This window comes from Saccharothrix xinjiangensis, from assembly GCF_039527585.1.
Taxonomy (GTDB): domain Bacteria; phylum Actinomycetota; class Actinomycetes; order Mycobacteriales; family Pseudonocardiaceae; genus Actinosynnema; species Actinosynnema xinjiangensis.
In genome coordinates this window covers 34481-54801 of the sequence record NZ_BAAAKE010000016.1, presented here as the reverse complement: position 1 = coordinate 54801, position 20321 = coordinate 34481, and the positions used below count along the sequence as shown (strand labels likewise).

Below are 20321 nucleotides of genomic sequence, written 5' to 3'. Positions count from 1 at the left end.
TTGCGAACACTTCCGTCCGCGTGGCGGCGCTCATCACGGATCGGACTTTTTCATACCGGAAGGATTGACCCGTTGAGGGCGAGTGCATTGCCCGGCGGCAGCCCGGACGACAGCGCGGCGGCGTGCGGGTGGCCGGGGCCGGGATGTCGGCCTGCCCGGATGTCAGGCCAGGCGGGTGAAGGCCAACTCGGTGGGGCCGGCCAGTTCCGTGATGCCGGTGGTGAGGCAGGCGGTGATGTCGGAGGTCAGGAGCTGGATGGCCCGGGTGACCGCCGCGCCCTCGTAGCGTCCGGAGGTCACGGTGCCGCTGAAGATGAGGACGGATTCACCGGCCGGGCGCACGGACAGGGCGGTGAAGCTGATCTGGCTGGAGGTGCCGTCGCTCCAGTTGAGGGTCTGCTGCCCGGTGGCGATGCCCGCGAGGCAGGAGAAGGTGCCGGTGCCGGACAGGGTGGTGGTGCCCGATGCCGGCCCCGCGCCCAGGCCGAGGCACGGGCCGTAGGTGCCGCTGCCCGCGAAGGTGTTGACGCGGGGCAGGAGGACGACGCCGGGGTTGTAGAGCGTGGCTTCGGTGCCCAGGCAGATGACGGCGAGGGGGCCGCCGGTCGGGGTGGCGAGGGCCGGCGCGGCCGACCCGGTGGCAGCGGCGGTCAGCAGCGCCGCGACGCTCGTCGTTGCCAGGAATCTGCGCAGCATGATTCTCATGATTGATCCTCGATCCGGGGCGGGGTTTTTTCGAGAGGGCGGCGCGGCGTCGCCGCGCGGGAATTTCCCGGTGACGTTCCGGCTCGTATCGCCTTCTTGACTGTTGTCGAGCATGCGCTCCGGACGGGCGAAGGGGCAATAGTCCGTCCAGGTGCACGCGGACAAACCCGCAAAATGCGTGAACACCGGATTTCCCGGGTGGACACGTCCGGCCCTTTCGGACGAGCAGGGCCCGCTGCGGGTGGCTGCGCGCCCCCTCCTCGGTGAGCCTGCCCTCGGCGATCAGCGACTCCACCGCGGTGTGGTCGTGCGTGATCCGGAACAGCCCGCCGCCGCGCGGCAGGTACGCGCGCGAGTCGCCGACCGGTTCCACGGTGCGGCTTGCCCCTCGGTGAAGGCCAACCCAGGCCGGTCAGACGGGCCGCATGGCCTCCACCGGCGTCCAGTCGCGGTGCTTGCCGGGCTCGTGGTCGCCGGAGGAGATGCCGCGCAGCCGGCGGTTCACCCACGGCAGCACGTGCTCGCGGTAGTACCGGGCCTCGGCCATCAGGCCCCGCGTCGCCTCGGGGCCGGGTTCGACGGCGTGCGCGGGCACGGGGTGGCCCAGGGCGGCGAGCACCACCGAGGCGACCCGGCGGTGCCCGGCGGCGTTGAGGTGCAGCCGGTCCGGCGACCAGTAGGCGGGCCGCCGGATCTCGGTGTCGTTGAACATGTCCACGAAGAGCAGGTCGTGGCGCTCCGCCAGCTCGGCGATCGCCGTGGTCAGCTCCGCGCCCCGCCGGCGGACCACCCGCCCGAACGGCAGCCTGGCCGACGGGTCGGCCCCGCTGAGCAGGACCAGCCGCACCCCGGCGTCGAGGCAGCGCCGGACCGCGCGCTCGGTCAGCGCCACCAGGTGGGCCGTGTCGATGCCGGGGCGCATCATGTCGTTGCCGCCGCCGTTGAACGTGATCAGCGTGGGCTGCGGCGCGAGCGCCAGCGCGGCGTCGAGCTGCGTGGTCGCGATGGGTTCGAGCAGCCTGCCCCGCACGGCGAGGTTGGCGTAGTGCACGGTCTCGCCGCGGGCGGCGGCCAGGCCCGCCGCGACCAGGTCGGCCCAGCCGCGCGGCGAGCCGTCGGGCAGTTCGTCGCCGACGCCCTCGGTGAAGCTGTCGCCCAGGGCGGCGTAGCGCAGGTCGCTCACCGGTGGTCACCCCGGTTCCCGGTCCGCGCGGGGATCTCGGCCCAGACGACCTTGCCGTCCAGGGTGGTGCGGGTGCCCCAGCGCGTCGCGAACGCGTTGACGAGGAACAGCCCGCGACGCCCGTCGTCCTCGGGGCCCGCCTCGAACAGCCGGGGCAGGGTGGCGCCGCGGTCCGCGACGTCCACGGTCAGCCGCGCGCCGTCGTGGTGCAGCCGCAGCGTGCCCGGGTCCTCGGTGTGCTTGACGGCGTTCGTGACCAGCTCGCTGGTCACCGTCAGGGCGACGTCCAGCACGTCGGTCAACCCCCATTCTCCCAGTCGGTCGGCGACGAAGGCCCGCGCCCGCGCCGCGACGGCGGGGTCGGCGCCCAGCGGCAGGGCCGCGACCCGGCGGCGCCCGGCGGTGTGCCGGACGTGCAGCAGGGCGACGTCGTCGTCGTGGCGGCCCTCGGTGAGCCGGTCGATCAGCTTGTCGCAGGCCACCTGCGGGTCGAGGTCGTCCGGCAGGTGGCGCAGGCCGTCGACCAGCGCCTCGATGCCCTCGGTCAGGTCGCGGTGGCGGCTCTCGACGAGGCCGTCGGTGTAGAGCGCCAGGCACGCGCCCGGCGGGAACGCGGTCTGCTCCTGGGCGAAGTCCTCCCCCACGCCCAGCGGCATCCCCAGGCCCTCGCCGATCAGCCGCGGTTCGCCGCCGGGTGGCAGCAGGACCGCGGGCAGGTGCCCCGCACTGGCGTAGGTCAGCGTCTGCTCCACCGGGTCGTGCACCGCGTACAGGCAGGTGATGAAGGTCGCCCCGGGCGTGCTGTCGGCCAGGTTCGACACGCGGCCGAGCACGTCGGCGGGCGGGAGGTCCAGCAGCGCGTAGGACCGCACGGCGGTGCGGATCTGCCCCATGACCGCCGCCGCGGTCACGCCGCGGCCCACCACGTCGCCGATGACGAACGCGGTGCGCCCGGCGGGCAGCTCGATCACGTCGAACCAGTCGCCGCCGACCTCCGAGCCGGTGGCGGCGGGCAGGTAGCGGGAGGTGATCTCCAGGCCGGGCACGTGCGGCACGGTCGGCAGCATGCTGCGGGCCAGCTCGGTGGCCATGGCGCGCTGGCGGTCGAACAGGCGGGCGTTGTCCAGCGCGATCGCCGCGTACCCGGCGATGCCCTCGGCCAGCTGCTGGTGGCGCGCGGTGAACCGGCCGGGTTCGGCGTGGCCGAAGAAGAAGCCGCCCAGCACCTCCTGCGACGACGGCGAGATCACCGACACGGCCAGGTAGCTGCGCACCGGCAGGTGGCCCGGCGGCATCCCGCGGTAGGGCTCGCTGTGGCCGTAGCGGGGGTCCCGGGTGATGTCGTCGGAGCGGACCGTGCCCAGGCCGTCGAACGTCGCGGCGAACACCGCGGTGTTGCGCGGCATCGGGAAGCCCTCGAACGCCGCGCGCGGCACGCCGGAGAGGGTGTAGAGCGAGTAGGACTCGCCGTACTGGTCGACCAGGTTGTAGAAGAACGCGCCGAACTCCGCGCCGGTGGCCTTGGTGGCCGCGTCCGTGGCGTCCTGGGTCAGCACGTCGAGGTCGAGCTGCGCGGTCAGCCGCCGCCCGACGCCCTGGAGCACGTCGACCAGCTCGGCTTCGGCGCGGATGTCCCGCAGCGCGGTCTCCAGCGCGGCCGCCTGGCTGCGGGCGACGTCCTCCAGCACCGCCAGGTGCTCGCGCAGCGCGTCGCGCTGGGCGGTCGGGCCCGCGCCGCCCCAGGGGTGGGCGAGCAGGCCCGCGTGGACGCCGACCGCGACGGCCCGGAACAGCTCGGCGGCGCCGGTCGGGATGGGCTCGCGGGAGAACAGCACCGCGCAGAACACGTCGCCGCCGGGCAGCACCCCGCCGAACCCGAGGACCGAGGCGATGTCGTGGGCGGCGACGAGGTCCTGGTCGGGCACCCGGTCACTGCCCGCGGCCACGGGCACGTGGAAGACGCCGAACCGACCCCGGCCGTCGTCGAAGGACCCGGCGGCCACGTCCTCGGGCGGCACGCCCAGTTCGGCGATCAGGGTGGAGAGCACCGGCGCGCCGGCCACGGCCGCGGCGTCGGGCAGGGGGGTGACGCGGTCGCGCCGGGAGCGGGCGGGGTCGTCCCGGCCCGGCTCGACGCCCGCGGTGGCCTCCAGGGTCAGGCAGCGCAGGTCCGGGTCTGGCGGATCGGCGCGCGGGTCCCGCTCGGCCATCGCGGCGCGCACGACCTCCTGCGCGTCCTCGGCGAGGTCGGCGAAGCGGCGCGTGGAGAACAGCCGGACCAGCTGGAGGACCGGTTCGCCGCGCTCGTCGACGAAATCCGCGCGCAGCCCGCGGACCACGGCCTCGGCCGCCGCGGCGAAGTCGGGCGCGCGCTCGGCCGCGCCGCGCAGGGCCGCGGCGACCTCCACCATGTCGGACAGGCCGAAGGCGGCGAAGCGGTGGCCGCGCCGGGCGTCTCCAGCTCGGGTCATGGGCGGCGGCGCTCGTCCCCAGCCGGCGGCACCTCGTCGACGATGGTGAGCAACTGGTCCAGCGACGTCATCGTGATGGCCGCCTTGACCTGCGGTCGCAGCGCGGCGAGGCACAGCGCGCCGCCCGCGGCCCTGGTCACCTTGTGCAGGCGGACCAGCGCGCTGAGGGCGCTGGAGTCGCAGAACGTCAGTCCGGTCAGGTCGAGCACGAGCGCGCCGCCCGTGGCGGCCAGCGGTTCCGCGACCTCCAGCAGTCGCGGGGTCGTGCCGAAGTCGAGTTCGCCGGTCACCGCCACCACGGTGTCGTCGGCGCGTTCCAGGACGTCCACCGACAGCGCTTCGCCCACCCTCTTCTCCTCCACGCCGTTCATCCACCGGAGCCTAACCCGAGGCGCCGGGCCCCGAGCACACTGCCACATCCGTGACCGGGTGTTACGCGTGCCCAGGTCGCCAGGTGGACGAGTGTCACACCTCCGCGTGGCCACTGCGCGGAGGATGCCGAACCGGGTCGTGGACCGGCCCGCCCGGCGGGGTCGTCACCGGGGATCGCGCCGGTCGAGCGGCAGGCGGCCGACCAGCGTGGTTGAGTGGTGCCGTGACTACGCCGGAGCCGACTACACCGGAGACGACCGCCCCCGAGGCGACCACACCGGAGCCGACCGCCCCGGGACCGACCACGCCCGAACCGACCGCGCCGGAGGAGACCACGCCGGAGGAGACCGACTCGAAGGCGACCACGCCGGAGGCATCCACCTCGGAACCGGCCGCGTCCACCCCAGAGCCGTCCACCCCAGAGCCGTCCACCTCAGAGCCGGCCACCACCGGGCCGTCCACCCCGGCGGCGACCGCCCCGGCGAAGGCCCCCTGGACGCGGGTCGAGCCCCTCGCCGAGGCCCAGGCGGTGGCGGTGCGGGTCGGTGGTGACGTCGACCACAACACCGCCGAGGTGTTGGACGAGGGCCTGGACGAGGCCATGGCCAAGGCCATCGAGGCCGAGGCGCTGCTGCTGGTGGTGGACCTCCAGGAGGTGGGCTTCGTCGCCTCGACGGGCCTGTCGTCGCTGATCCGGGTGCACAACGCCGCCAAGGACAAGGGCCTGGACCTGGTCGTGGTGCTCCCCGGGGAGCACCGGCTGTCCCGCCTGCTCTGGCTGACCGCGCTGAGCCGCATCCTCACCGTGACCAACTCGGTCGAGGAAGCGCTCAAGCAGGCGCCCCGCAACCCCGCCTGACCCGCCCCTCGCGGCTCACGACACGGCGCCGAGCACCACCGGCCGGGCCGTGGACCGCGGGCATCCCGGTGTTCCCCCTCCCTCCCCCCAAGGCCGGCGGCCGGGTCGTCGACCGCCGGCTTCCGCGAGAACCGTGCGTCGCTGGGCGTGATAGCGCAGCGATAACGGGCGGTTAGCGCAGCGGAGGACGTTGAACGGCGCAGGGACGCCGACGGAGGGGGAACAGGGGCATGGCAGCGGACCGGTGGCAGGGCCGTCACCAGCCCGGCGTCGCGGTCACCGCGGTGGGGGTGGAGCACGTCCGGTTGAGCTACGAGTACCTCGACCAGCGCGACATCGACGGTTACGCGTCGTTGTTCGACGCCGACGCCGTGCTCCAGCGACCCGGCGAGCGGGAGGTGCGGGGGCGGGACGAGATCGAGGCCTACCAAGCGCGCCGGCAACACCGGTCGGCCACCCACGTCGTGGACGAGGTGATCGCCGCGGAGGGGCGCGTGGCCGTCGTCGGCAGGCTGGTCGGAGCGGGTGTCGAGACCGGCTTCGCCGACATCTTCGCCATAGGCGAGCACGGGCTGCTGTGCTCGAAGCGCACGTTCTTCTTCATCGCGCCCGCCTGATCGGGTCAAGCGCGCTGCTCCTGACGCCTCACCGGCCGGGACGAACGGACCATTTGGCATTGGTGGGTTTGCACCCTAGTGCCACATCCCAGGACTGCCGGTTACGGTCGGAGCGGGGGCTGAGCGCTGGGAGTCGAGCGTTGGAAGTCGGGGCACGGTTGTCGCAGGCCACTCCGGTGTACCGAGTACTGGGGCCGTTGCACGTCTCGAACGGGCCCGACCGCGTGGGCAAGATCCCACCCGGGCGGCAGCAGGTGGTGCTGGGCGCGTTGCTGCTGGAGGCCAACAGGGTCGTCAGCATCGATCACCTGATCGACGCCGTCTGGGACGACTCGCCACCGGCGACCGCGCGCACGCAGGTGCAGATCTGCGTGTCGGCGCTGCGCAGCAACCTGGCCACCGTCGACCGCGGCGACGCCATCACCACCCGCCCGCCCGGCTACCTGCTGCGCGTGGCGGACGGCGAGCTGGACGCCCAGGTGTTCGCGCGGCTGACCGGCGAGGCCGAGTCGCTGGTGCGCGCGGGCGACCCGCGGGCCGCCGCGGAGCTGCTGCGCCAGGCGCTGGGCCTGTGGCGCGGACCGGCGCTGGGCGGCGCCACGGGCGGGGTGCTGCGCGCCAGGGCCGCCAGGCTGGACGAGGACCGGGTGGCGGTGCTGGAGACCTCGCTGGAGCTGGAACTGGGCTCGGGCAGGCACCGGCAGCTGGTCGGCGAGATCGGCTCGCTGGTCGCCCAGCACCCGCTGCGGGAGCGGCTGCGCGGGCAGCTGATGCTGGCGCTGTACCGGTCGGGCAGGCAGGCCGAGGCGCTGGAGGTCTACCGCGCGGGCCGCGACGTGCTGATCGAGGAGCTGGGCCTGGAGCCCGGCGACGAGCTGCGCCGGCTGGAGTCGGCGATCCTCGCGGGCGACCCGGCGCTGGCCGTGCGGTCGGAGGCGCAGCAGCTCGGGGATGCGGCGCTGGGGAGTTCGGCGCTGGGCGGTTCGGCACTGGGCGGTTCGGCACTGGGCGGTTCGGCACTGGGGAGTTCCCCGCTGGTGGGTTCGCCGCTGATGGGTTCGCCGTTGGGAGGCTCGCCGCTCGGCGGGCCGCCGGTCGAGGCGCCCCGGCCCGTCGCGGTCGCGCCGGAACCGGTGGTGCCGCTCCAGCTGCCCGCCGACATCGGCGACTTCACCGGCCGCGCCGAGCTGGTCGCGCGGGCCCTGGAGCTGCTCGCGCCGGGCGGGCGCGCGACCCGCGTCGTGGCGCTGGTCGGCAAGCCCGGCATCGGCAAGAGCGCCCTGGCCGTCCACCTCGCGCACCTGCTGGTGGAGGGCCACTTCCCGGACGGCCAGCTCTACTGCGACCTCGGCGGCACCAGGGCGCACCCGGCGACGGCCGCCGACGTGCTCGGCCGGTTCCTGCGCGCCATGGGCATCCCCGGCACGTCCATCCCGGACGCCGAGGACGAACGCGCCGAGATGTACCGGCAGCTGGTGGCGCGCAAGCGGATGCTCGTGGTCCTCGACGACGCGGCGGCCGAGCGGCAGGTGCAGGCGCTGCTGCCGGGCAGCAGCACGTGCTCGGTGATCGTGACCAGTCGCGCCCGCCTGACCGGGTTGCCCGGCGCGCGGGTGCTGGAGGTCGAGGTGCTCGACCACGACGAGGCCACCGCCATGCTCGCCACGGTCATCGGCCACGAGCGGGTCGACGCCGAACCGGCCGCCGCCACCGCGCTGATCCGGCTGGTGGGCTGCCTGCCGCTGGCGCTGCGCATCGTGGCCGCCCGCCTGGCGGCCCGGCCGAGCTGGTCGCTGGCGTGGATGCTGGAGCGGCTGTCGGACGAGCGGCGGCGGCTCGACGAGCTGGCGCACGGCGAGATGATGGTGCGCGCCAGCCTCGCCCTGACCTACGACGGGCTGGACGTCGAGTCGCGCCGGCTGCTGCGGCTGCTGGGCGCGCTCGACGGGCTGGGCTTCCCCACCTGGGTGGCGGCGGCGCTGCTGGACGTGGAGCTGATGCGCGCCACCGACCTGCTGGAGCGGCTGGTCGACGCGCAGATGCTGGAGATGGTCGCGATCGACGTCACCGGCGCGCCGCGCTACAAGTTCCACGACCTGATCCGGCTGTTCGCCCGGGAGCAGCTGGAGCAGCACGAGGAGGAGGCCGAGCGCCGGACCGCGCTGCACCGGGTCGCGGGCGGCTGGCTCGCGCTGGCCGGCGAGGCGCACGCGCGGGTCTACGGCGGCGACTTCACCTCGCTGCACGGCGAGGCGCCGCGCTGGCAGGCGCCGCGGTCCCACGTGGACCGGTTGCTGGCCGACCCGCTGGTGTGGCTGGAGTCCGAGCGGCCCAACCTGTGCGCGGTGGTCGAGCTGACCGCCGCGGAGGGCATGGCCGAGGCGTGCTGGGACCTCGCGGTCACGCTGGTGACGCTGTTCGAGGCGCGGTGCTACTTCGACGACTGGGAGCGCACGCACCAGCAGGCGCTGGCCGCGGTGCGCCTGGCGGGCAACGCGCGGGGCGAGGCGGCGCTGCTGTGCTCGCTGGCGTCGCTCCAGCTGAGCTGGTCGCGGGCGCGGGTGGCGCACCAGCTGGTGAGCCCGGCGCTGCGCACGTTCGAGGAGCTGAACGACGTGCGGGGCCTGGCGCTGGCCCGGCGCAACCTCGCGCTGGCCCACCACCGCCTCGGGGAGAACGAGCAGGCCGCGCCCGCCTACCTGGCCTCGCTGGAGGGCTTCCGGCTGGCCGGCGACCCCGTGGGGCAGGCGTACGTGCTGACGCAGGTCGCGCAGATCGACCTGGAGGGCGGCGACCACGAGCTGGCCGCCGGGCGGCTGTACGAGGCGCTGGACATCTGCCGCGAGTTCGGCAACCAGCGGGTGGAGGTGCAGGTCCGGTACCGGTTGAGCGACCTGATGGCGCGCCAGGGGCGGCACGCGGAGGCCGAGGGTTCGCTGACCGAGCTGCTGGGCGTGGTGCGCGCCGGTGGCGACGTGGTCGGCGAGGCGCGGGTGCTGCACAAGTTGGCTGTGGTGAAGCTCGCCCGGGGCGACCAGGAGACCGCGGAGGCGCTGCTGCGGGCGGCGCTGGAGGTCCGGGAGCGGGCGATGGACCACGGCGGCGCGGCGGAGACGCGGGCGGAGCTGGCGGTGGTGCTCGCCGGGAGGGGCGACCGGGCTCAGGCGGTCGGCCTGCTGGGGCGGGCGATCACGACGTTCGCGGAGCGGAACATGAGCGCGGCGCGGCTGCGGGCGCAGCAGGCGCTGGACCTGATCAGGACGGGCTGAGGCGCACGGTTCCCCGTCACGCCCCCGTGGGGCCCCACGGGGTGTCGTCGCCGGTCGGGCCCCAGGGCGTGTCGTCGCCGGTCGGGCCCCACGGGGTGTCCTCGGCGACCACGACGGCGGCCGGTGCGGGCGTCGCGGCGTGGGCGGCGGTCGCGCCGAGCACCGGGGCGAGCACGACGGCGGCGAAGGTGGCGGTGGCGGCGATGATCTGGTTGACGCGCATTTCGTGACCTCTTCCGGCTGTGCGTCCCGGCCGTCCCGGGCTTGCTGCAACCAAATTTAGGAATGCTCAGCATCGCGGGATTATCGCCGGCGAATGGATCCGTTATCGGGGTCGTTATCGCCGTGCGGCGGGTACCGCGATAACGCCGCGATAAGCGCGTGGCGATGCTGGTGGACGGGTCGGTGCACCAGGGCGTTCGAGCAGGTCGCCGACGGTTCACCGGCCCGCATGTCGGGGAGCAGGTCTTCATGGCCACTGGAGGTGGCGTGGACGGGAATCCAGCGCGGCGGCAATTCGGCGAACTCCTCCGGGAGCACCGGGTGAAGCGCGGCGCCACGCAACGTCAACTGGCGGACTTGTCCACCATCAGCGTGCGGGCCATCCGCGACCTGGAAGCGGGTCGGGCGAGCAGGCCGCGGCGTGACACGGTGCGGCTGATCGCGGCCGGGCTGCGGTTGCGCGGTCGCGAGCTGACCTCGTTCGAGGCGGCGGCGCTGCGGGCGCGCGGCGGGGTCGAGATCGACCTGGTGCCCGACCTCGACGCGGTGCCGCCGCCGTCGGGGCTGGACGCCCTGGTGGGGCGGGACGCCGAGGTCTCCGCGCTGCTGGACCTGCTGGGCGCGGGCGGTTCGCGGCTGGTCGCGGTGACCGGTCTGCCCGGCGTCGGCAAGACGCGCCTGGTCGTCGAGGTCGCCGGGCGGCTGCACGAGTCCGGTTCGGCGCGCGTGCTGTGGGACGCCGCGACCGCGCGGCCCGACGGCGCGGCCGGGCGGCTGCGGCTGCTGGTGCACTCCGCGCTGGCCCGCGACGGCGACGGCGAGGGCCTGGAGCCGCTGGCCGAGCTGGTCGGCGACCGCGAGCTGCTGCTGGTGCTCGACGGGCACGAGCCGGGCTGGCCGGACCCCGACCGGGCGCTGACCCTGCTGCACCGCTGCCGCCGGCTGCGCCTGCTGCGCACCACCCGCGAACCGCTGGACATCCCGGGTGAGCGGGTGGTCGCGCTGCCGCCCCTCGACCGGCCGGACGCGGTGCGGCTGCTGACCCGGCTGGCCGGTCAGGTCTCACCCATGCGGACCTCCCCCGGGCAGGCGGCCCGCTCGGCGCCCGCGCTCGCGGAGCTGGCCGACCGGCTCGACGGCCTGCCGGGCGCGCTGGAGGCGGCGGCGTCCTGGCTGCTGGTCCACCGCCCCGAGGAGGTGCTCGACCTGGTGCGCGCCGACCCGCTGGCGGTCACCGCCGACCGGCTGCCCGACCTGCGCGGCGCGCTGGCCCGCGCGCTGTCCGCGGTGGACGGTCCGGCGGTGGGAGGTCGGGCGGTGGACGGCGACCGGGCGGCGCTGGACGCGCTCGCCGCGGCGGACGGCGACTGGACCGCGCGCGACGCCGCGCGGCTGGCCGACGTGCCACCGGTGGCGTGCGCGCACCTGGTGCGGCGGCTGCGGCTGCTGGGCCTGGTGCGGCCCGTCGGCGGCGACCGCTTCCGCGTGCTGGACCTGGCGCGCGCCGCAACTGCCGCTCTGCTGCCGGTCGGGCTGCCGCTCGCCGGGGTCCGCGACTCCTAGTTTTCGAACGTCACGACCATCCTGCGACGCGAGGGGTTGCCATGGACTTGGCGGAACCGACCAGCGCCCAGCCGGGGCTCGACATCGTGGTGACGAGCCTCGCCTCGGACGCGCACACCTGGAACCTGGTGTACCTCCAACTGGTCCTGGAGGAACTGGGCCACCGCGTGGTCAACCTGGGCGCGTGCGCGCCCGACGACCTGATCGTCACCGAGTGCGCCCGGCTCGGGCCCGACCTGGTGGTGGTCAGCAGCGTCAACGGGCACGGCTTCCACGAGGCCAAGCGGGTGATCGCGCGGCTGCGCGCCCGGCCGGAGCTGGCCGCCACCCCGGTGGTGGTCGGCGGCAAGCTGGGCATCGACGGCCCCGGCGGGCGACGGCGCGCCACCGCGCTCACCGAGGCCGGGTTCGACGGCGTGTTCGAGGACGCGGCGGGCAGCATCGCCGAGTTCCGGTCCTTCCTGGACCGGCTGCCGGTGGGCGTGCGGTCATGAGCGACGGGTCGTTCGGCGGTTTCGTGGCCGCCGCCGCGGCCCGCGGGGAACTGGTGGTGCAGCCCCGCATGGGCATCGGCGACCCGGCGGCGATGCGCGCCGGGCTGCTGGCCGTGCGGCGCGCCGGGGTGCCCGCGGTCGGCACCCTCACCCTGGACAGCTACACCAGGGTCGGCGACCACGCCGCGGTGCGCGCCGCCCTCGCCGCGGGCGACGACCTCAACGGCTACCCGATCGTGGCCTACCCGCCGTCGACCACGCGGGCGGTGCTGGCGGGCCTGCACGGCCCGGACTTCCCGGTGCAGGTGCGGCACGGTTCGGCCAAGCCCCAGGACATCGTGGTGGCGCTGCTGGCCGCCGGCCTGCACGCCACCGAGGGCGGCCCGCTGTCCTACTGCCTGCCCTACAGCCGGGTGCCGGTGGCCGAGGCGGTGCGCGCGTGGGCCGAGTCGTGCCTGCTGCTGGCCGGCCTGCGCGAGCGCGGCGGCCGGCCGCACCTGGAGTCGTTCGGCGGCTGCATGATGGGCCAGCTGTGCCCGCCGGGGCTGCTGGTGGCGATCAGCGTGCTGGAGGGGTTGTTCTTCCGCCAGCACGGCCTGGGCAGCGTGTCGCTGAGCTACGCCCAGCAGACCCACCCGGAGCAGGACGCCGAGGCGGTGCACGCGCTGCGCGCGCTGGCCGCCGAGCACCTGTCCGACGTGGACTGGCACGTGGTGCTCTACACCTACATGGGCGTGTTCCCCCGCACCCGGCACGGCGCGACCGCCCTGCTGGAGCGCGCGGCGGAGCTGGCCGTGCGCACCGGCGCGGCGCGGCTGATCGTCAAGACCGTGGCGGAGGCGCACCGCATCCCCACGGTCGACGAGAACGTCGCGGCGCTGCGGATCGCGAGCCGCGCGGCCGCCCGCGCCGAACCCGGCGGGCCCGTCGCCGACACCGGCGTGCTGGCCGAGGCGCGGGCCATCGTCGAGGCCGTGCTGGACCTGTCGCCCGACGTGGGCGTCGCCCTGGTCCGCGCGGTCGAGCGCGGCTACCTCGACGTGCCGTACTGCCTGCACCCGGACAACGCCGGGCGCACCAGGGCGGTGGTGGACCCCACCGGCAGGCTCCGGTGGTCCCGGATCGGGGCGCTGCCGCTGGCGGGCCTGGTGGAGACCACCGGGCACGCCGACACCAGCGCGGCCGAGCTGCTGCGCTCGCTGTCCCACGTGGAGCGCACCTTCGACGACGCCGCCCTGGACCCGACCGGGATCGGCTGAACTCCCCCAACCCCAAGGAGCGAGAGCGACATGGACACCACCACCGCCGCCGCGGCGACCCCGCTGCCGGCGAACCCCCGCGAGCACCTGTCGTCGCCGACCACCCGCGCGGTGCTGCGCGTGCAGCACACGATGCTGGACGCGGCGCGGGAGCACCTGGGCGGCAAGGGCTTCACCGAGATGCTGCCGCCGATCATCGGGCCGGTCACCGACCCGGGCGCGCGTGGCGCCAAGCAGGTCGACGTCGACTACTACGGCCACCGCTACAAGCTGATGACCAGCGCGATCCTCTACAAGCAGGCGTCGCTGACCGCGTTCGACCGGATCTTCTGCATCGCGCCCAACGTGCGCCTGGAGCCGCTGGAGACCAGCTCGACCAGCAGGCACCTGGCCGAGTTCCACCAGATCGACGTCGAGGTCGCGGGCGCGTCGCGCGAGGACGCCATGACCGTGGCCGAGGAGCTGGTGGCGCACGTGGTGCGGCGCGTGGTGGAGCGGTCGGCCGGGGAGCTGGAGGTCCTCGGCCGCGACCCCGACGCGTTCGCCGACCTGCTGTCCGGCCGCCCGTTCGAGCGCCGCACGCACGCCGCCGCGGTCGCCGACCTGCACGGCCTCGGCCACGACCAGAACCCCGACGCGGAGATCGACTGGGCGGGCGAGGCGATGCTGTCCGCCAAGGCCAGCAGGCCGTTCTTCCTCACCGACTACCCCAAGGGCTCGCGCGGGTTCTACGACAAGGAGAGCCGCGAGCGGCCCGGACACCTGCGCAACTTCGACCTGCTCGCCCCCGAGGGCTACGGCGAGCTGTGCAGCGGCAGCGAGCGGGAGCACGAGTACGGCGCGATCATCGCGCGGATGCGCGAGACCGGCGAGAACCCGGCCAAGTACGGCTGGTACCTCAAGATGGTCCGCGACGGCATCCCGGGCAGCGCGGGCTTCGGCATCGGCCTGGAGCGGCTGACCCGGTACGTGACGGGCCTGGAGCACGTGTGGCAGGCCAGCGCCTACCCGAAGGTGCCCGGGGTGGTGTCGCCGTGAGCGGGCTGCGCGCGGCGGCGTTCCCCGAGGCCGCGGTGCGGGAACGGGCGCGCACGGGCACCGCGGCGGCGTTCCCCGACCTGGCCGGCTACGGGCACGCGCTGTTCGGCGCCGCGCCGGGCGAGCCGGGCGCCGACGAGCTGGACACCGCGCGGCTGGTGCCGCCGGTGTTCGTGCCGGAGCGGCTGGAGAAGCTGATCGACCTGGCCCGCGAGCCGCTGCACCGCGACGTGGACCTGACCACGACCGTCGGCGGGTTCGCCTCGGCGCTGCCGCTGTACCTGTCGGCGTTCGGCTCGACCCAGGTCGCCAGCGCCGACCTCGGCCAGGCCGCGAGCGGGCAGGCGGGCGCGCTGGGCGTGCCGATGGTGGTGGGCGAGAACGTGGTGCCGGTCAACGGCTACGGCAGGCTCACCGGCGGTGAGGGGCGGTCGCTGCTGGGGCGCGTCCGCGCCTACGCCGACGCCGCGCCCGACGGGCTCGGCGGCGTGGTGGTGCAGCAGAGCACCGAGGACGCCGACGCCGAGGTGTGGAACCTCGTCTACAGCGACCCGTCGGCCCGGCCGCTGCTGGACAGCGGGCGGCTCGGGTTCGAGCTGAAGGTGGGCCAGGGCGCGAAACCCGGCCTCGGCGGCATGACCGTGGTGGACGCGGCGGACTCGGGGCGGCTGTCCGAGCAGTTCGCGCTGGAGCCGGTGTTCGACCCGGAGACCGGCCGGGTGCTGCGCTGCGCGAGCCCCGGCACGTTCACCGAGGAGATCCTGCGCCAGCAGATCCGCCTGATGCGCAACAACTTCCCGCGCGCCCGCGTGTGGGTGAAGCTGCCGCCGGGCCGCGACGTGGCCGCCGCGGCGTCGGTCGCGTGGGCGGCGGGCGCGGACGCGGTGACCGTGGACGGCGCGGAGGGCGGCAGCGGTTGGGCCCCGACGTCGTTCCTGGCGGGCGTCGGCCTGCCGCTGGCCGAGTGCCTGCGCCGGATCGGGCCCCCCGAGGGCTGCCTGCTGGCGTCCGGCCGGGTGTGGGAGGGCCTGCGGGCGGTGAAGTGCCTCGCCGCGGGCGCCCGCGCCACCGGGCTGGGCCGCGCCGCGCTGATCGCGGTGGACGAGGACCCGCGCGCCGGGCTGGTGCGGCTGGTGGAGTGCCTGGCGCTGGAGCTGCGGATGCTCGTCAGCGCGCTGGGCAAGTACCACGTGTCCGCGCTGTCCGCCGACGACCTCTGGTCGCCGACCGGGTGGGCGGTGCCCGCGCCGCTCGGAGCCCTGAGGTGACCGCCCCCGCCGGGGTCCGGCGCGGCCCGCTGGCGCCCGCCTACCTGTCGTTCGTCGCCGCCACCGGCCTGTCGTCGCTGGGCGACGCGGCGTGGGTGCTGGCCCTGACCGCGTCGCTGGTCGGCACGACCAGCGCCACCGCGGCCGGCGCGGTGCTCGCGCTGGCGGGCGTGCCGCGCGTCGTCGCGCTGCTGGGCGGCGGCGTCGTCGCCGACCGGTACGGGCCGGTGCGCGTGATGGTGGTGGCCGACCTGCTGCGCGGCGCGGTGATGGTGGTGGCCGCGGTCGTGGTGCTGGCGGTCGGGCCGTCGGTGCCGGTGCTGGCGGTCGCCGCGGCGGCCCTGACGGTGCTGGGCGCGTTCTTCGTGCCCGCGTCGGGCGCGCTGCGGCCGCTGCTGCTGCCCGAGGAGCAACTGGTCCGCGGCAACGCGCTCTACCTGGTGGGGCTGCGGGCGGGGCAGGCGGCGGGCGGACCGGCGGGCGCGGGGCTGCTGGCCCTCGGCGGGGTGGTGGCGGTGGCCGTGGCCAACGCCGCGAGCTTCCTGGTGTCGGCCGTCGCGGTGGCGCGGGCCCGGCCGGTCGGCGCGGTGGCGCCGGTCGGACGCGACGGCGCCGCACGCGACAGCACCGGTCTGCGCCGGCGCGTCGCGGAGGGGCTGCGGCACGTGGCCCGCGACCCGGGCCTGCGGCTGCTGGTGCTGGTGGTGGGCCTGGTCGAGCTGGCCGCGGCGGGTCCGGTGAACATCGGGCTGGTGCTGCTGGCCGACGCGATCGGCGCGGGCGTGCCGGGCGCGGGCCTGATGCTGACCGCGTTCACCGCGGGCGCGACCCTGGCGTTCGTCGCCTCCCTGGTGTGGCCGGTCGGCCGCCGGGCGGGCGCGGTGCTCGTGGCCGGCGTCGGCGCGCAGGCCGGTGTGCTGGCCTGCCTCGGCCTGGTGGGCTCGCTGACCGGTGCGCTGGTCGGCTACGGCCTGCTCGGGTTGGTCACCGCGCAGACGGGCGTGGTGCTGACCTCGTTGATCCAGCGCCGCACACCCGCCGGGGTGCGCGGCCGGGTCATGTCGATCATGTCGCTGGTGGTGTTCGGCGCGCCGCTGCTCGGCAACGTCGGCATCGGCGTGGCCGTCGACCTGTTCGGCCTGACCACCACGATGGTGCTGCACGGCCTGGTGGCCGTCGCGGCGGTGTGCGCGTACGCGTCCTCACCTATCCTGAGGGGAGCCCGCCTTGATTGAGACCACCGCGGCCGGATGGCCGTCGCTGACCGACCTGAGGGCGCGCCTGGACCGGGGCGAGGTGACCGCCGGCGACCTGGTGGCCTCCTGCGCCGACCGGATCGCCGCGGTGGACCCGCTGGTGCGGGCCGTCCTCGCGCTCGACCCGACCGCCGCGGCGCAGGCGCGGGAGAGCGACCGCCGGATCGCCGCCGGCGCGGCCCGCGCCCTGGAGGGCGTGCCGGTGCTGGTGAAGGACAACATCGACACCGCGGGCCTGGCGACCACCGCGGGCTCCCGCGTGCTGGCCGGCGAACCGCCGCGCCGGGACGCCGACGTGGTGGTCCGCCTGCGCCGGGCGGGCGCGGTGGTGCTGGGCAAGACCAACCTGTCCGAGTGGGGCAACTTCCGCTCCACCGGCGCGGTCGAGGGCTGGTCCGCGGTGGGCGGGCAGACCCGCAACCCGCACGCGCTCGACCACAGCCCGGGTGGCTCGTCCTCCGGTTCGGCCGCCGCGGTCGCGGCCGGCATGGCGCCGCTGGCCCTGGGCACCGAGACCGACGGCTCGATCGTGGTCCCGGCGGCGCTGACCGGGGTGGTCGGCGTGAAACCGGCGCTGGGCCTGCTGCCCGGCCGCGGCGTGGTGCCGGTGTCGCGGGCGCAGGACGCCGTGGGCGTGCTCGCGGGCTCCGTCGCCGACGCCGCGGCCTGCCTGGGCGCGCTGACCGGGTTGCCGGCGGCGCCCGGCGCGCCGGTGACCGGCCTGCGGCTGGGCCTGTGGCGCGGCAGGCGGATGGACCCCGGGGTGCACGCCGAGCTGGACCGCGTCACCGAGGAGCTGCGGCACGCGGGCGCGGTCGTGGTGCCGGTCGAGCTGCCCTGGGACGTGCCGCGCCTGGTCGACGGCCTGGACGCGCTGTTCGCCGAGTTCCGCGTCGGCCTGGAGGGCTACCTGACCGCGCGGCGCGCACCCGTGACCACCCTGGCGGGGCTGGTCGAGGCCAACCTCCGCGACCCGGTGGAGCTGAGCCTGTTCGGGCAGGACGTGCTGGAGCGGGCCGCCGCCCTGACCGACGAGCAGCTGGGCGAGGCGGCCGCGAAGCGGGCGCGGGCGCGCTGGTGGGCCCAGGACGCGGTGGCGGGCGTGCTCGCGGAACACGACCTGACCGCGATCGTCGCGCCGACCACCGAACCGGCGTGGCCCCTCGACCACGGCGGCGACCCGGTGGTGCGCAACACCACCACGATCCCCGCCCTGGCGGGCCTGCCGAACGCGACCGTGCCGGCCGGGTTCATCGGCGCGCTGCCGTTCGGCGTGTCGGTGTTCGGCCCGCGCGACACCTTCGCCGCGCTGTCGGTCGCCGCGACCGTCGAAGCCGTGTGCGGCGACCTGCGACTGCCGGCGATCTCACCCGTGACGGGCTGATCCCGCGCCACGACCGGGGGCGCGCCGCGGACACCGCGGCGCGCCCTCGTGCCGGGTTGACGGGCAGGACCGACGACGGGCTGATCCCGCGCCCCGCGCTTTTGTAGCGTGCACACCATGAGCGACGACGAGCACCTGGTGAGAGCCGCGGTCGTGCAGGCCGGCGCACGCCTGTTCGACACCCCGGCCAACCTGGAGAAGGCCGTGGGCCTCATCAGGGAGGCCGCCGGGTCGGGCGCGGAGGTGGTCGTGCTGCCGGAGGCGTTCCTCGGCGGCTACCCCAAGGGCCTGGACTTCGGGGTGACCGTCGGCAGCCGGACCCCGGAGGGGCGCGAGGTGTTCCGCCGCTACCACGACTCCGCGATCACCGTCCCGGGGCCGGAGACGCGGGTGCTGGCCGGGATCACCCGTGAACTCGGCTGCCACGTCGTGACCGGCGCGGTCGAGCGGCGCGGGTCCACGCTGTACTGCGCCGCGCTGTTCTTCGGCCCGGACGGATACCTGGGCCTGCACCGCAAGGTGGTGCCGACCGCCGCCGAGCGCCTCGTCTGGGGCCAGGGCGACGGCTCGACCATGCCGGTCTTCACCGCCGGCTCGGCGCGGCTCGGCGCGGCGATCTGCTGGGAGAACTACATGCCGCTGTTCCGCACCGCGATGTACGCCAAGGGCGTCGACCTGTGGTGCGCGCCGACGGTGGACGACCGCGAGAACTGGCAGGCCACCATGCGGCACGTCGCGCTGGAGGGGCGTTGCTTCGTGCTCAGCGCGTGCCAGCACCTGCTGCGCGCCGACCTGCCGCCCGACGTGCGCCCCGTGCAGGGCGACGACCCGGGCACCGTCCTGGTCGGGGGCGGCAGCGTGATCATCTCGCCGCTCGGCGAGGTCCTGGCCGGTCCGCTGCGCGGGACCGAGGGCGTCCTGACCGCGGAGCTGGACCTGCGCGACCTGGCGAGGTCGCGCTTCGACTTCGACGTCGTCGGCCACTACGCCCGACCGGACCTGTTCTCCCTCCACGTGGACGAGACAGCCAGGATCCCAGGGGGACGCGCGTCGATGACGGACGAGGTCCTCATCGACCCCTGAGCGCGCGATCCCGGCGGGAACTCGGACCTGGTCGGCGGCCCGTCACCCGCTCGTCCCGGCGGACGTGCCCGGCGCGGGGGCCAGTTCGGCGATCAGGCCCTCGACCAGGGCCTTGATCTCGTCGCGGATGGGGCGCACCGCCTCGACGCCCCGCCCGGCCGGGTCGGTGAGCCGCCAGTCCAGGTAGCGCTTGCCGGGGAAGACCGGGCAGGCGTCGCCGCAGCCCATGGTCACGCACACGTCCGACTCCCGCACCGCCTCGACCGTGAGGACCTTCGGCGTCTCGGCGGCGATGTCGACGCCGACCTCGCGCATGGCCTCGACCACGGCCGGGTTGACCCGGTCGGCGGGTGCGGAGCCGGCGGAGCGGACCTCGACCCGGTCGCCGGCCAGGTGGGACAGCCAGGCGGCGGCCATCTGCGAGCGGCCGGCGTTGTGCACGCACACGAACAGCACCGACGGCTTGTGCCGCGTGCCGCGCCGGGGGGTCGTGGACTCGGTCATCGTGCTCCTCCGCTGGTCGGCAGCACCGCGTGCGCCGACGGGTTCGGGTACAGCAGGTGCAGCAGCGGCACCGCGAAGGCCACCGCGACCAGCTGCGCCGCCACGTAGGCGGGCACGGAGGTCGGGGCGATCCCGGCGAAGCTGTCGCTGAAGGCCCGGCCGACCGTGATGGCCGGGTTGGCGAAGCTGGTGGAGCTGGTGAACCAGTACGCCGCGCCGATGTAGGCGCCCACCGCCGCCGGGGCGCGCTCGGCCCGGCCGGACCTGGCCAGGGAGAAGATCACCAGCAGCAGGCCCAGGGTGGCGACCACCTCGGAGGCGCCGTGCGGCCAGGTGGCGCGGTCGGTGGTGGAGATGCTGATCGGGGCGGCGCCGAACAGGGTGTTGGCCAGGACCGCGCCCGCCACGCAGCCGGCGACCTGCGCCGGGGCGTAGAGCGCGAACCGGCGCCAGGGCAGGCCGCCGAGGATCGCGTCGACCAGGGACACGACCGGGTTGAAGTGCGCGCCGCTGACCGGGCCGAAGACCAGGATGAGCGCGTAGAGCCCGACCGCGGTCGCGGCGGCGTTCTCCAGCAGTTGCAGGCCAACGTCGTCGGGCGAGAGCCGTTGGGCGGCGATGCCGGAGCCGATCACCAGTGCGGCGAGCAGCAGGCTGCCGAGGAACTCGGCGACCAGTGGGCGGGAGACGGGTGGCGCGGAGACGGGCGGCGGAGAGGCGGGCGGTGCGGGGATCGGCGGATCGGGGACAGGCCGCGTCATCGCGACTCCACTT

At 75.4% G+C, this 20321-nt stretch carries 18 protein-coding genes; 11 read left to right on the top strand and 7 right to left on the bottom strand.

The window, feature by feature from the left end; genetic code table 11:
- Positions 1-162: 162 nt before the first annotated feature.
- The 4 genes from ABD223_RS27335 to ABD223_RS27320 all read right to left on the bottom strand — a co-directional run bounded on the left by ABD223_RS27335 (position 163) and on the right by ABD223_RS27320 (position 4730).
- The gene (locus ABD223_RS27335) at positions 163-705 is read right to left on the bottom strand and encodes a hypothetical protein (protein ID WP_344039413.1); all 543 of its coding nucleotides are present in this window, start codon (positions 703-705) and stop codon (positions 163-165) included.
- Positions 706-1117: 412 nt separating this feature from the next.
- On the bottom strand, positions 1118-1888 hold the full coding sequence (locus ABD223_RS27330) for an SGNH/GDSL hydrolase family protein (protein ID WP_344039412.1): 771 nt from the start codon (positions 1886-1888) through the stop codon (positions 1118-1120).
- Positions 1885-4359: a SpoIIE family protein phosphatase gene (locus ABD223_RS27325; protein ID WP_344039411.1), complete on the bottom strand. Its 2475-nt coding sequence runs from the start codon at positions 4357-4359 to the stop codon at positions 1885-1887. The genes ABD223_RS27330 and ABD223_RS27325 overlap by 4 nt, the downstream gene beginning before the upstream one ends.
- On the bottom strand, positions 4356-4730 hold the full coding sequence (locus ABD223_RS27320) for an STAS domain-containing protein (protein WP_344039410.1): 375 nt from the start codon (positions 4728-4730) through the stop codon (positions 4356-4358). The genes ABD223_RS27325 and ABD223_RS27320 overlap by 4 nt, the downstream gene beginning before the upstream one ends.
- A gap of 224 nt (positions 4731-4954) precedes the next feature.
- On the opposite strand from ABD223_RS27320, the gene ABD223_RS27315 reads away from it, so the two are divergent.
- From ABD223_RS27315 to ABD223_RS27305, 3 genes are all read left to right on the top strand, one after another.
- The gene (locus ABD223_RS27315; protein ID WP_344039409.1) at positions 4955-5590 is read left to right on the top strand and encodes an STAS domain-containing protein; all 636 of its coding nucleotides are present in this window, start codon (positions 4955-4957) and stop codon (positions 5588-5590) included.
- Between the two features lie 230 nt (positions 5591-5820).
- A complete protein-coding gene (locus ABD223_RS27310) occupies positions 5821-6207 on the top strand; it encodes a nuclear transport factor 2 family protein (RefSeq protein WP_344039408.1) in 387 nt (128 codons plus the stop codon).
- A gap of 176 nt (positions 6208-6383) precedes the next feature.
- Complete coding sequence (locus tag ABD223_RS27305; protein WP_344039407.1) at positions 6384-9476, top strand: AfsR/SARP family transcriptional regulator; 3093 nt, start codon at positions 6384-6386, stop codon at positions 9474-9476.
- A gap of 16 nt (positions 9477-9492) precedes the next feature.
- Here ABD223_RS27305 and ABD223_RS27300 read toward each other — a convergent pair whose 3' ends face one another.
- Positions 9493-9699, bottom strand: coding sequence for a hypothetical protein (locus ABD223_RS27300; protein WP_344039406.1), 207 nt, complete (start codon positions 9697-9699; stop codon positions 9493-9495).
- A 248-nt stretch (positions 9700-9947) separates the two neighbouring features.
- Between ABD223_RS27300 and ABD223_RS27295 the strand changes: the two genes are divergently transcribed.
- The 8 genes from ABD223_RS27295 (at position 9948) to ABD223_RS27260 (ending at position 19043) form a co-directional block, all read left to right on the top strand.
- Positions 9948-11261, top strand: coding sequence for a helix-turn-helix domain-containing protein (locus ABD223_RS27295; protein ID WP_344039405.1), 1314 nt, complete (start codon positions 9948-9950; stop codon positions 11259-11261).
- 41 nt (positions 11262-11302) lie between these two features.
- A complete protein-coding gene (locus ABD223_RS27290) occupies positions 11303-11755 on the top strand; it encodes a cobalamin B12-binding domain-containing protein (RefSeq protein WP_344039404.1) in 453 nt (150 codons plus the stop codon).
- Positions 11752-13014, top strand: coding sequence for a methylaspartate mutase (locus ABD223_RS27285; protein WP_344039403.1), 1263 nt, complete (start codon positions 11752-11754; stop codon positions 13012-13014). The genes ABD223_RS27290 and ABD223_RS27285 overlap by 4 nt, the downstream gene beginning before the upstream one ends.
- 30 nt (positions 13015-13044) lie before the next feature.
- On the top strand, positions 13045-14052 hold the full coding sequence (locus ABD223_RS27280; RefSeq protein WP_344039402.1) for an asparagine synthetase A: 1008 nt from the start codon (positions 13045-13047) through the stop codon (positions 14050-14052).
- Complete coding sequence (locus ABD223_RS27275) at positions 14049-15320, top strand: glutamate synthase-related protein (RefSeq protein WP_344039401.1); 1272 nt, start codon at positions 14049-14051, stop codon at positions 15318-15320. The genes ABD223_RS27280 and ABD223_RS27275 overlap by 4 nt, the downstream gene beginning before the upstream one ends.
- Entirely contained in the window at positions 15317-16555 is a 1239-nt protein-coding gene (locus ABD223_RS27270) for an MFS transporter (RefSeq protein ID WP_344039399.1), read from the top strand. Before ABD223_RS27275 ends, ABD223_RS27270 begins: the two co-directional genes overlap by 4 nt.
- A complete protein-coding gene (locus ABD223_RS27265) occupies positions 16548-17960 on the top strand; it encodes an amidase family protein (RefSeq protein WP_344039398.1) in 1413 nt (470 codons plus the stop codon). The genes ABD223_RS27270 and ABD223_RS27265 overlap by 8 nt, the downstream gene beginning before the upstream one ends.
- 117 nt (positions 17961-18077) lie before the next feature.
- Entirely contained in the window at positions 18078-19043 is a 966-nt protein-coding gene (locus ABD223_RS27260) for a nitrilase-related carbon-nitrogen hydrolase (protein ID WP_344039397.1), read from the top strand.
- Positions 19044-19085: 42 nt separating this feature from the next.
- On the opposite strand, the gene ABD223_RS27255 is transcribed toward ABD223_RS27260, so the two are convergent.
- Together ABD223_RS27255 and ABD223_RS27250 are read right to left on the bottom strand one after the other, a co-directional pair.
- Positions 19086-19547: an arsenate reductase ArsC gene (locus ABD223_RS27255; protein ID WP_344039396.1), complete on the bottom strand. Its 462-nt coding sequence runs from the start codon at positions 19545-19547 to the stop codon at positions 19086-19088.
- A complete protein-coding gene (locus ABD223_RS27250) occupies positions 19544-20308 on the bottom strand; it encodes an aquaporin (RefSeq protein ID WP_344039395.1) in 765 nt (254 codons plus the stop codon). Before ABD223_RS27250 ends, ABD223_RS27255 begins: the two co-directional genes overlap by 4 nt.
- Positions 20309-20321 lie beyond the last annotated feature (13 nt).

Excerpts from the sequence above, each read along its gene's own strand:
- ABD223_RS27325 (WP_344039411.1), bottom strand. The coding sequence starts at position 4,359 with ATGACCCGAGCTGGAGACGCCCGGCGCGGCCACCGCTTCGCCGCCTTC.
- ABD223_RS27250 (WP_344039395.1), bottom strand. The coding sequence starts at position 20,308 with ATGACGCGGCCTGTCCCCGATCCGCCGATCCCCGCACCGCCCGCCTCT.
- ABD223_RS27285 (WP_344039403.1), top strand. The coding sequence starts at position 11,752 with ATGAGCGACGGGTCGTTCGGCGGTTTCGTGGCCGCCGCCGCGGCCCGC.
- ABD223_RS27280 (WP_344039402.1), top strand. The coding sequence starts at position 13,045 with ATGGACACCACCACCGCCGCCGCGGCGACCCCGCTGCCGGCGAACCCC.
- ABD223_RS27320 (WP_344039410.1), bottom strand. The coding sequence starts at position 4,730 with ATGAACGGCGTGGAGGAGAAGAGGGTGGGCGAAGCGCTGTCGGTGGAC.
- ABD223_RS27290 (WP_344039404.1), top strand. The coding sequence starts at position 11,303 with ATGGACTTGGCGGAACCGACCAGCGCCCAGCCGGGGCTCGACATCGTG.
- ABD223_RS27255 (WP_344039396.1), bottom strand. The coding sequence starts at position 19,547 with ATGACCGAGTCCACGACCCCCCGGCGCGGCACGCGGCACAAGCCGTCG.
- ABD223_RS27335 (WP_344039413.1), bottom strand. The coding sequence starts at position 705 with ATGAGAATCATGCTGCGCAGATTCCTGGCAACGACGAGCGTCGCGGCG.
- ABD223_RS27300 (WP_344039406.1), bottom strand. The coding sequence starts at position 9,699 with ATGCGCGTCAACCAGATCATCGCCGCCACCGCCACCTTCGCCGCCGTC.
- ABD223_RS27295 (WP_344039405.1), top strand. The coding sequence starts at position 9,948 with ATGGCCACTGGAGGTGGCGTGGACGGGAATCCAGCGCGGCGGCAATTC.
- ABD223_RS27310 (WP_344039408.1), top strand. The coding sequence starts at position 5,821 with ATGGCAGCGGACCGGTGGCAGGGCCGTCACCAGCCCGGCGTCGCGGTC.
- ABD223_RS27260 (WP_344039397.1), top strand. The coding sequence starts at position 18,078 with ATGAGCGACGACGAGCACCTGGTGAGAGCCGCGGTCGTGCAGGCCGGC.